At 39.6% G+C, this 10,436-nt stretch carries 7 protein-coding genes; 1 reads left to right on the forward strand and 6 read right to left on the reverse strand.

All coding sequences use genetic code 11. The features are described 5' to 3' along the window. Positions 1–55: 55 nt before the first annotated feature. The 5 genes from grpE to PLH43_RS06515 all read right to left on the reverse strand — a co-directional run bounded on the left by grpE (position 56) and on the right by PLH43_RS06515 (position 5,179). Positions 56–691: a nucleotide exchange factor GrpE gene (gene grpE, locus PLH43_RS06495; RefSeq protein WP_324361303.1), complete on the reverse strand. Its 636-nt coding sequence runs from the start codon at positions 689–691 to the stop codon at positions 56–58. Between the two features lie 96 nt (positions 692–787). After that, the gene (gene hrcA / locus PLH43_RS06500) at positions 788–1,843 is read right to left on the reverse strand and encodes a heat-inducible transcriptional repressor HrcA (RefSeq protein ID WP_324361305.1); all 1,056 of its coding nucleotides are present in this window, start codon (positions 1,841–1,843) and stop codon (positions 788–790) included. A 131-nt stretch (positions 1,844–1,974) separates the two neighbouring features. Further along, a complete protein-coding gene (hemW, locus tag PLH43_RS06505; RefSeq protein WP_324361307.1) occupies positions 1,975–3,117 on the reverse strand; it encodes a radical SAM family heme chaperone HemW in 1,143 nt (380 codons plus the stop codon). A gap of 19 nt (positions 3,118–3,136) precedes the next feature. Next, complete coding sequence (lepA, locus tag PLH43_RS06510; protein ID WP_324361309.1) at positions 3,137–4,948, reverse strand: translation elongation factor 4; 1,812 nt, start codon at positions 4,946–4,948, stop codon at positions 3,137–3,139. Between the two features lie 60 nt (positions 4,949–5,008). Beyond that, positions 5,009–5,179 (reverse strand): hypothetical protein, encoded by a 171-nt coding sequence (locus PLH43_RS06515; protein ID WP_324361311.1) that lies wholly within the window; start codon positions 5,177–5,179, stop codon positions 5,009–5,011. Between the two features lie 408 nt (positions 5,180–5,587). On the opposite strand from PLH43_RS06515, the gene PLH43_RS06520 reads away from it, so the two are divergent. Continuing rightward, on the forward strand, positions 5,588–5,797 hold the full coding sequence (locus PLH43_RS06520; protein WP_324361313.1) for a hypothetical protein: 210 nt from the start codon (positions 5,588–5,590) through the stop codon (positions 5,795–5,797). Between the two features lie 104 nt (positions 5,798–5,901). On the opposite strand, the gene PLH43_RS06525 is transcribed toward PLH43_RS06520, so the two are convergent. Then, positions 5,902–10,203, reverse strand: a complete 4,302-nt coding sequence (locus PLH43_RS06525; RefSeq protein ID WP_324361317.1) for an acyl-CoA dehydratase activase-related protein — start codon at positions 10,201–10,203, stop codon at positions 5,902–5,904. Positions 10,204–10,436 lie beyond the last annotated feature (233 nt).

Below are 10,436 nucleotides of genomic sequence, written 5' to 3' on the forward strand. Positions count from 1 at the left end.
TGAACCCTGTAATTTATTTCAAAAGCACCAGTAGAATCCTCTACTTAATGCGCCATCAGTTTGCGACCTTTACCATGCTGTGTCTTATTACCTTGTCCTTTAACTTATACCCCTTCTGGAATTCCTCAACCACAATGTTTTCGCCGCATTCGGAATCCTCAACGTGCATAACCGCATTATGTAGGTTTGGGTCGAATTTTTCGCCCAAAGCCTTTATCTCTTCAACGCCAAGTTTTTTCATAACATCTTTAAACTGGCGGTAAACCAATTCGATCCCTTCCCTAATGGATTTAACATCGGCATCCCCCGACGCTGCCTGAAGTGCCCTTTCAATATTGTCCACTACAGGTAAAAAAGATGCAACCGCGTCACTTAGGGCATCTGTGTAAATAGCTTCCTTTTCTTTTACAGTTCTCTTTTTGTAATTGTCAAACTCCGCCGCAGTCCTTTGCAGCATGTTAAAGTACTCTTCACACTTCTTTGTCTTCTCCTCAAGCTGACTTTTAAGACTGTCTATTTCTTCGTTTGACGAAGCTTCATTTTCAGACTCATTTGAGGCTTCATTTGATGCTTCATCAACAGTTTCATAAGCATTTTCGGTATTTTCTGCCACATCCTCGCAAGTTATTTCATTATCTTTGCCTTGGTCATTGTCCTTTTTAATCTCATTGTTGATTTCGTTTTTACTCAAGATTATATAACCCTCCCTAAATTTCAAATATTGTTTTATTTTAAATTTACCCAATTGCTCCAGAGCTACCTTTTTATTGAAAAAAGCCTAAAAACCCTATGTGCCTGAGAGATCCTTTCCAATCAATTTTTCCACATGATCTTTCATCTTGTTTTTCATAAAGTTTACAGCTGCCAGCACCTTCGAATACTCCATCCTCGTAGGGCCAATAATTCCTATTGTGCCTATTACAACATTGCCTGCGGTATATGTTGTGGTAACAAGACTGCATTCCTTCATTTCTTCAATATCATTTTCATGGCCTATTTTAATGACAATTTCATCCTTTTCTGCATTGACATCCTTCAATACCCTACTGATCAAATCTTTTTCTACCATAAGTTTAAGGAACTCTCTTGCCCGCTCAACATTGCTAAATTCAGGATAATTCAGCATATTTATTGCACCTTCAAGAAAAACCTCGGTACTGTCTATTTGCTCTATGCAATCGGTTACGCCATTTAGTATGGGCATTAATACTTCTTGGGAAGGACCCATGAGAAGCTCTATTTCTCTGATAACCGGCATATTTATCTGCTCTATGGTAAGCCCCGACAGTTTTTCATTGAAAATATTCGAAACCGAAATCAAATATTCCGGCAAAATTGACTCAGATATACTTATAAGACTGTTCTTTATAGTTCCTGAGTTGGTAATAACAACAACCAAGGCCTTTCCCTTTTCCACAGGAACAACCTGCACAGCCTTCAAAACACTGTTTTTTCTCTCCGGTATCGCAGCCATCGAAGTGTATTTTGTAATTTTGGACATAACCAGCGATACCTGTTTTAAAAGCTGGCTTAGCTCATTTATCTTTGTATCCATAGCAGTCTTAATGCTGCAAATTTCATCCACAGTCAATTCACTTTGCTTCATCAACTGGTCCACATAAAACCTATACCCCTTATCAGAAGGAATACGTCCCGCAGAAGTATGAGGTTGTGTGAGATAACCCATTTCCTCAAGGTCAGCCATTTCATTTCTGATGGTGGCCGAACTTAGACCAAGCTCATGCTTCCTTGCAACAGTTCTTGAACCTACAGGCTCTGCAGTGCTTATATAATCGTCTATTATTGATTGCAGAATTTTCTTTTTTCTCTCGTCCAAGAACATCCTTCTCACCCCTTTTGTTAGCACTCTAAGTCGTTGAGTGCTAATGCTATTTTTAAAATACCACCCCATGTTTCTTTTGTCAAGATATTTTTGTGGATATTATTTGCTTTTGCATAAAAGGATATTCTTTGTCATACAAACTCCATAAAAGCCTGATTTGCAAGATCAAAGCCCAATTTGGTAAGCTTTATAAAATTTTGCTCAATCGTAACAAGTCCCCTTTTTGATAAGGTCTCTATCTGATTTCTAAACACCTCCAAAGGATTCTTGCCAAATCTTTCGTAGAACTCCTCTATACTAACTCCGTCAACAAGTCTTAATCCCAGCATCATAAATTCGGAAATCTCATCTTTAGTTTCAACATTAATTTCATTTTCCACAGGAAGTCTGCCTGAATTTATTATTTTCACATATTCCTCAATATTATAAGTATTGTTAAATCTTTTGCCATTAAAATAAGAATGGGCCGAAGCACCGATACCAATATATTCTAGTTCCTTCCAATATGTCAAATTGTGAGCACACTCAAAGCCTTCTTTTGAAAAGTTCGATATCTCATAGTGTTTATAGCCCATAGTTTTTAATTTTTCCACAGCATACCAGTACATTTCCCTATCCAATTCGTCTTCCACAGGAATTAGCTCGCCTTTTGAAAACCTTGTGCCAAAAACCGTTCCTTCCTCTATTATAAGGCTATAGCATGATATATGCTGAGGATTGAGCTTTGCCACTTTAGTTACAGTCTCTGTCCAATCCTTAAAACTCTGCCCGGGAATTGCAAAAATAAGGTCCACATTTATGTTGTCAAATCCCGCTTTCACAGCAAGACGATAGTTTTCTTCAAACTCTTTTTCCGTGTGAATCCTTCCCAAGCTTTTAAGAAGATGATTCTGCCACGCCTGAAGACCAATGCTTAGCCGGTTTATTCCGGCCTTTTTGTATAGCAAAAGCTTTTCCATATTCATCGTTCCGGGATTGGCCTCTATTGTAAGCTCAAAACATCTGTCCATGTCAAACTTTTGATTTAAAAGCGAAACAATTTCATATATATTATGTGCGTCAACATATGAAGGTGTTCCTCCTCCAATAAACACCGTCTTTATTCCGTATCCTTTAATAATGTCGGAATAAAGGCAAATTTCCTTTTTAAGAGCATTAAAATATGCAGGGACAAAATCATCCCTGCAGGCAAAGGAATTAAAATCACAGTATAGACACTTTGCTTTGCAAAACGGTATGTGAATATATAATCCCAAATCCTTTTGACTTCGCATTGCAACACCATCTTTTACTTTAAGTATCGAGTTTTAAAACACTCATAAATGCCTCTTGAGGAACCTCAACGCTTCCTATCTGGCGCATACGCTTTTTACCTTCTTTTTGCTTTTCCAAAAGCTTTTTCTTACGAGTTATGTCACCACCATAACATTTTGCAAGGACGTCTTTCCTATATGCTTTTACTGTCTCCCTTGCGATTATTTTACCGCCGATACATGCCTGTATGGGTATCTCGAATTGCTGCCTTGGAATGGTCTCCTTAAGCTTTTCGGCAATTCTTCTGCCCCTTGGATATGCCTTGTCCTTGTGAACTATAAAGGACAGAGCATCAACAACCTCTCCGTTTAGCATAATATCCAGTTTGACAAGGTCCGACTCCCTATATCCCAAAACCTCATAGTCCAACGAAGCATAACCCCTTGTTCTTGATTTTAAAGCATCAAAAAAATCATAAATTATTTCGTTCAGGGGCATCTCGTAAGTAAGCATGACTCTTCCTTCGTCAATATAGGTCATGTCCTTGTAAATACCTCTTCTCTCTTGGGACAGTTCCATTATATTTCCTACAAACTCGGTGGGCGACATAATGGTAGCCTTTACAATAGGCTCCTCCATAATTTCTATTTCAGCCGTCGGCGGCAAATTGGTGGGGTTGTCTATGTATATCGTCTCACCGTCGGTTTTTGTCACTTTGTATATAACGCTAGGAGCAGTGGTCACAAGGTCAAAGTCATATTCCCTTTCAAGACGCTCCTGAATTATTTCCATATGAAGCAATCCCAAAAATCCGCATCTGAAGCCGAATCCCAAAGCCACCGAAGATTCGGGCTCAAAAGTGAGGGATGCATCATTTAACTGAAGCTTTTCCAATGCATCGCGCAAATCTCCGTATTTGGAACCGTCGGCAGGATAAATTCCGCAGAATACCATGGGATTTACCTTTTTATAACCGGGCAGAGGCTCCTTAGCGGGATTGTCTGCTAATGTAACGGTATCGCCCACTCTTGTATCCTTTACATTTTTAATACTTGCCGCAAAATAACCCACCTCACCGGCACAAAGCTCCGAGCAAGGAACAAGTCCTCCGGGCTTCATATAACCAACCTCTGTAACCGTAAATTCCTTGTTGGTGTACATCATCCTGACCTTGTCTCCCAATTTGAGGCTGCCTTCTTTAACCCGGATATATACAATAACACCCTTGTAGCTGTCATAATACGAATCAAATATAAGTGCACGAAGAGGAGCATTTTCGTCTCCCTCAGGATGCGGAACGTTCTTTACTACGCTCTCCAGCACCTCTTCAATATTAATACCGTTTTTTGCGGATATTAAAGGTGCTTCGCTTGCATCCAGTCCGATTACGTCTTCAATCTCCTTTTTAACTACATCGGGCTGGGCACTGGGTAAATCAATCTTGTTGATAACGGGTAATATCTCCAGATTGTGCTCCAATGCAAGATAAACATTGGCCAAGGTCTGGGCTTCTATTCCCTGGGCAGCATCAACCACCAGTATTGCTCCCTCACATGCAGCGAGGCTTCTGGAAACTTCATAGTTAAAATCCACATGTCCGGGGGTATCTATCAGGTTTAAAATATACTCTTCCCCGTCCTTTGCCTTGTAAACCATTCTTACAGCCTGAGCTTTTATTGTTATACCGCGCTCACGCTCAATTTCCATCGTATCCAAAACCTGGTCTTCCATCTCCCTTTCGGTAAGAACACCGGTCATCTCCAGCAATCTGTCTGCAAGGGTCGATTTTCCGTGATCTATATGAGCAATAATGCAAAAGTTTCTAATTTTCTCTTGTCTTTCATTCGCCATTTATTCATCCTCCTGCCGAATATAGGAAGTCAATTGTATCCATAGTAACCATATAAATTATCAGCTTATAATTATAACACAATTTTTTTGTGAAAAGAAGAATTTTTTCGGCAGACGTGAAACTTCCATTGTCCCAATTTTTATCGCCCCAATTGAAAGAAGTGCTATAAGAGCAATCTTAAGCAACTTGATAAAAAGAGTCTTTCTCTTTCTCAAACCGTATCCTTTCATCTTATCCTCCGTTAATCAAAATTTTTTTAGTCTGGCCAATGCAATATGTCTGTAAATTTCAAAAACCTATCTATCACATATTGATTATATTCATGAAAATTTTTTTAATGATAACTATTGATTTTTATCCACAAAAAATATATAATGGAAGTATAATCATGTAATATGTAAACGAATTGATTCCAATCTTATTTTTTCATGTAGTTTTGCACATAAATTGTTTTTTCTTTTGGTTTTTTGTCATTTGTTAAATATTGCAGTCGTATGCTTTAAATATCATTAAGTTCGTTATAAAATTTTAATTATCTGTGTTGAGGGATTTATTTACCACAACCCTTTTCGCTTTTTCTATTTGTGCCCTGAATTCTTTGTAATAGACAATCTACATACTAACAAGGAGGTATATTTATGTACAACTTTAAAACATTAACTTGCTACAACTGTAAGTCTGTCATGTTAAACCTTCCGGAAGTGGAAATTTCAAAGTTAAACGGGCTTAATTTTATGTGTGATTGCTGCGGACATCAAAATCTCCTTAACAAGAACAAGTTCTCCAAAAGCATTAATTCCAATGATCCATACCTCAACATTATGAGCGTGGATACAATGATTTTATGATTGGTTGCTTTATTGCGGACTTTACATAAAAATAAAAAAACTACTTTGGTTATCCCAAAGTAGTTTTTTTATTCAATTATATATTCAACAACGCATAGATTCTTTTACACATATGTCTTGATTTTTTGCTCCCCACTCTCATAATCAAGAATCTTTTCCTCTGCTTTTGATTCGGATGCTTCCTTCTTGAGATTCTTAAACGCCACGGACAGCATCAGTTTTATCCTGTTGAGCTGATTTACCTCACTTGCTCCCGGGTCATAATCAACAGCAACAATATTCGAATCCGGGTAACGCCTCTTTAATTCCTTTATCATGCCTTTTCCGGTAACATGATTTGGAAGACATGCAAAAGGCTGCATACACACTATGTTTTTAGCTCCGCTCTTTATAAGTTCTATCATTTCGGCAGTCAAGAACCATCCTTCACCGGTATGGTTACCTACCGACAAAATTTCCGATGCCATATCCGCCAGCTCATATATGGTGCAAGGAGCATGGAATCGTTTGCTTTGGTTGAGTGCTTTTCTCATTGTCCTCCTATAGAACTCAATTCCCGCAATTGCCGCATTATTAATCATGCAGTCAAGCTTTTTGCCGGACAAATGGGTGTACTTAAAGTTTTGGTTGTAGGCACAGTACAGTAAAAAGTCGGTTAAATCCGGCATTACCGCCTCTGCGCCTTCTCTTTCAATAATATCAACAATATTATTGTTTGCCTGGGGATGGAACTTCACCAAAATCTCACCCACAAGTCCCACCTTGGGCTTTTCTACTCCGTAAATTTCCAGGTTGTCAAAGTCTTCCACTATCTTTCTCACATTTTCATTAAATGTCTTATGGCTTCCCGTTCTGATAGACTCCTTACATTTCTCCACCCAATGTTCATACAACGCATTGGCAGAGCCTTTTACTTTCTCATAGGGCCTTACCCTGTACAATACCCTCATAAGAAGGTCTCCGTAAACAAGAGCTATAAGTGCCTTGTTTGCAAGCCCTAAAGTAAATTTGAATCCCGGGTTTTTTTCAAGCCCTGCAAAATTCAAGGATATTACCGGAATATGGGATAAACCCGCATCCTTTAGTGCTTTCCTTATAAATCCAATATAGTTTGTAGCCCTGCATCCTCCTGCAGTCTGGGTTATCATGAGGGAAGTATTGTTCAGGTCATATTCTCCCGATTTTAATGCTTCCATCAATTGTCCCACTACTATTATGGACGGATAGCAGGCGTCGTTGTTTACGTATTTGAGTCCTTCATCTACAGCTTTCTTATCAACGTAAGGCAATACTTTCAGGTTATATCCCGATACATTGAAGGCTTCCTCCAACAATTGGAAATGTATAGGTGACATTTGCGGTACCAATATGGTATGCCTTTTTCTCATTTCCTCGGTAAATAAAACCTTCTTGCAGCTTGCATCGCCTTTCTTTATTGTAAAGCCGTTTCTGTCCCTTTCGTCCATCGCAGCCTTCAAAGAACGTATACGTATCTTTGCGGCACCTAGGTTGTCAATCTCATCTATTTTTAAAACCGTATATATTTTTCCGGTACTAGACAGTATTTCCTCCACCTGGTCCGTAGTTACGGCATCAAGACCGCAGCCGAAGGAGTTTAGCTGCACCAGCTCAAGATTGGTCTTATCCTTCACAAAGCTTGCAGCCCTATAAAGCCTTGAATGATATGTCCACTGGTCAACAACCCTCAGAGGCTGCTGAACCTTGCCCAAATGGGCTATTGAATCCTCCGTAAGAACTGCCATGCCAAATCCCGTAATAATATTGGGAATACCATGATTGATTTCCGGGTCAATATGGTATGGGCGTCCGGCAAGCACTATACCCTTTTTGCCGGTCTTTTCAAGGTATTCAAGGGTTTCCTCCCCCTTTTGCCTTACATCTGCCTTAGCTTTTTCATCTTCTTTAGTAGCCTTTTCCACAGCCTTCTTTATCTCGTTCCAGTTAATTCCAAATCTTTTAAACTCTTCATACAATCTTTCCGCAAGTCTTTTTTTGTCATCGAAAGGCAGAAAAGGATTCATAAACAATATATTCTGCTCTTTCAAGACATCCATATTGTTTTTGATTACTTCCGGATAGGATGTCACCATAGGACAGTTGTAGTGATTTGTGCAGTCTTCATACTCTTTTACTTCGTATGGCAGACACGGATAGAAAATCATGTCCACATTCTTGTTTATCAAATTCATTATATGCCCGTGAACAATCTTGGCAGGATAGCACGCAGATTCCGACGGTATTGTCTCCATTCCCAGTTCATATATCTTTTTTGAGGACCTGGCAGAAAGCTCTACCTTAAATCCAAGCTCCGTGAAAAACGTAAACCAGAATGGATAGTTTTCGTACATATTAAGCACCCTTGGAATGCCCACAGTACCCCTTTTTGCCTCGCTTCTGTCCAACGGCTTGTATGAGAACAGGCGTCTGTACTTATAGTCAAAAAGGTTGGGAATATCGTCCCGCTTTATCTCAACTCCCGCGCCTCTCTCACACCTGTTTCCCGATATAAACTCTTTGCCCCCCGCAAAAGTATTTATCGTAAGGAGACAATTGTTGCCGCAAAGGCCGCATCTTCTCATTGACACTTCAATATTAAAGTTGTCAAGCTCATCAGCCTTCAAAATTGTGCTTTCATGCCCGTCTTCATATCTTTCCTTTGCAATAAGGGCTACTCCATAAGCTCCCATAAGCCCTGCAATATCAGGTCTTACCGCTTCCTTGCCGGCTATCAGCTCAAAGCTTCTCAACACCGCATCATTATAAAACGTACCGCCCTGGACAATTACTTTTTCTCCCAACTGTTTCGGGTCACGGATTTTAATAACTTTCTGCAGAGCATTCTTTATAACAGAGTATGAAAGCCCTGCGGATATATCTCCAACAGATGCCCCCTCTTTTTGCGCCTGCTTTACCCTTGAATTCATAAACACAGTACACCTTGAACCAAGGTCAACAGGATTCTTAGCCAAAAGGGCCTCATTTGCAAAATCCTTCACATCCATATTCAACGAATGAGCAAAGGTCTCGATAAACGATCCGCAGCCGGAAGAACAAGCCTCATTAAGCATAATACTGTCAATAACGCCATTTTTCACTTTGAGGCATTTCATGTCCTGACCGCCGATGTCCAAAATAAACTCAACCCCCGGCAGGAAAGCATCAGCCGCTTTATAGTGGGCTATTGTCTCAATTTCGCCTATGTCAATGTCAAGAGCTGTCTTTATAAGCCCTTCTCCATAGCCTGTAACGGCTGAATTGGCAATTACCGCAGTATCTGGAAGCTGACTGTAAATTTCTTTTAATATTTTTACTGCTGATTTTAAGGGACTTCCATTGTTACTTCCGTAATACGAATACAAAATAGCCCCGTTCTCATCTATCAATACTGCTTTGGTGGTTGTTGAACCGGCATCAATGCCAAGATAGCATTTTCCTTCAAAGCTCTTTATATCCCTCCTTGCTACAGCATTCTTTCGGTGCCTTGCACGAAACTCCTCCAGCTCCCTGCTGTCTTCAAACAAAGGCTGAAGCCTTTCCACTTCGTGCACTGTCACACTGTCCAAAACAGAAAGCTTTGATTCAAGGGATTTAAAAGGTATCACCTTGGCCTTTTTCGAAGACAAAGCCGCTCCCAAAGCAACATAAAGCTGTGCATTGGAAGGTGAAATAATTTGATGCTTTTCAAGTTTTAATGTCTCGACAAATCTTTTTCTAAGCTCCGGCAAAAACTGCAGCGGACCTCCTAAAAACGCAACATTACCTCTTATGGGTTTGCCGCATGCAAGTCCGCTAATTGTTTGATTTACCACTGACTGAAAAATGGATGCAGCTATATCTTCCCGTGAAGCTCCTTCATTTATAAGAGGCTGTATATCCGTTTTCGCAAAAACTCCACATCTTGCCGCAATAGGGTAAATAACTTTATAATTTTTCGCCAGTTCATTAAGACCAGCAGCATCGGTTTTCAAAAGGGATGCCATTTGGTCAATAAACGCACCGGTACCGCCTGCACAGGTTCCGTTCATCCTCTGTTCAATGCCGCCGTCAAAGTATGTTATCTTTGCATCCTCCCCACCCAACTCAATTACAACATCTGTATGGGGAATAAAGGTCTCTATGGCCTTTGTGCTCGCAATAACCTCCTGAATAAAGTCAAGCCCAAGCCATTCAGAAACCGAAATACCTCCGGAACCCGTGACCATTATCGTTATGTCATCATCGGAAAAAAGCTCATAAGCTTCACTGAGAAGAGAACATATTGTTTTCTTTATATCCGAATAATGTCTTTGATATTTACTGAAAATAATACTATCTTGATTGTCTAGTACAACCAGTTTTACAGTGGTCGATCCAACATCCAATCCTACATGCAATAGTTTTTTCATAGCCAGCGTAGCTTTTACAGCTACTTTCACGCCCCTTTCACGCCCCTTTCAATCTACACCTCAACCCTGGATATAAATAAATTTGAACTCATCTCATCAAAAACTATATATACATAAATACTATATATACGTAAATTAAATGCCAAAATCTCTTTCTATCCCTAAACAGTCAATACTATTGTATGATTATCCCACAAAAAGTATCGGTTCTAAATAAAATTTCTTAAACCTAT

Origin of the sequence: Acetivibrio sp. (assembly GCF_035371925.1) — a bacterium.
Taxonomy (GTDB): domain Bacteria; phylum Bacillota; class Clostridia; order Acetivibrionales; family Acetivibrionaceae; genus Hungateiclostridium.

Bases quoted from the DNA above. Each gene is read 5' to 3' on its own strand.
- hemW (WP_324361307.1), bottom strand. From the start codon at position 3,117: ATGCGAAGTCAAAAGGATTTGGGATTATATATTCACATACCGTTTTGC.
- hrcA (WP_324361305.1), bottom strand. From the start codon at position 1,843: ATGTTCTTGGACGAGAGAAAAAAGAAAATTCTGCAATCAATAATAGAC.
- PLH43_RS06520 (WP_324361313.1), top strand. From the start codon at position 5,588: ATGTACAACTTTAAAACATTAACTTGCTACAACTGTAAGTCTGTCATG.
- PLH43_RS06525 (WP_324361317.1), bottom strand. From the start codon at position 10,203: ATGAAAAAACTATTGCATGTAGGATTGGATGTTGGATCGACCACTGTA.
- PLH43_RS06515 (WP_324361311.1), bottom strand. From the start codon at position 5,179: ATGAAAGGATACGGTTTGAGAAAGAGAAAGACTCTTTTTATCAAGTTG.
- lepA (WP_324361309.1), bottom strand. From the start codon at position 4,948: ATGGCGAATGAAAGACAAGAGAAAATTAGAAACTTTTGCATTATTGCT.